Origin of the sequence: Mesorhizobium sp. M7D.F.Ca.US.004.03.1.1, from assembly GCF_003998635.1 — a bacterium.
Lineage (GTDB): Bacteria > Pseudomonadota > Alphaproteobacteria > Rhizobiales > Rhizobiaceae > Mesorhizobium > Mesorhizobium loti.
Map to the genome: position 1 here is coordinate 1 of NZ_RZQG01001657.1, position 602 is coordinate 602.

The window sequence follows — 602 nt, forward strand, 5'->3', positions numbered from 1 at the left end:
CTCATCGACTACCTGCCGGCGGTCGATTTCCATGCCAAGCACCAGCCGATCCCAGTGGTCCTTCACGCTGCTTAACGGCCAGGCATGCCGCGCCACGACTTTCTGGCAAAGGTTCTTACTTTTTTCAGCCATCCCGGCAGCTTCCACCGCGGTGTCGCACTGATCGTTGCCGACAGTTACGAACACCTCTCCTTCGTGGCCAAATAAGACAAACTCCACCTCCGGAGTTGTATCGGTCCCATACACTTCATGCCGGTCCGCCTGGCTCAGAAGCGCTGGGATGACGGGGTAGATTGCCGGAAAGCGAGCCGGGCGCGGCACGCCGACCTTCTCCATGTCTGCGATGTGACGCTCCGTTGCTGCGACGTCTCGGCCCGCGAAACCGGCCAGCAGTAAGGTGGCGATGCGGACAGTCAGCGGGCGACTTTCGCAGTCAAAGTGGAGCTTGCCTGACATGTCCGCACCCTGCCCTTCAGTGTCTGCGGTTTCAGTTGCCGTAGATGTCAAACGAAAAGTACTTGGCGTTGATCTTGCCATAGGTGCCGTTGGCGCGAATGTCGTCGATCGCGGTGTTCAGTCTGTCGCGCAGCTTGTCGTTACCC

2 protein-coding genes are annotated in these 602 nt (G+C 59.3%); both read right to left on the reverse strand.

The genetic code is table 11. The annotated features are described in order from the left end of the window. Positions 1–456, reverse strand: a 456-nt coding sequence (locus EN935_RS39320) for a DUF2848 family protein (RefSeq protein ID WP_164771895.1), incomplete at its 3' end; no start/stop codon positions are given. Positions 457–487: 31 nt separating this feature from the next. Continuing rightward, positions 488–602 (reverse strand): transporter substrate-binding domain-containing protein (locus EN935_RS39325; protein ID WP_127374419.1); only part of this gene is annotated, 115 nt, incomplete at its 5' end.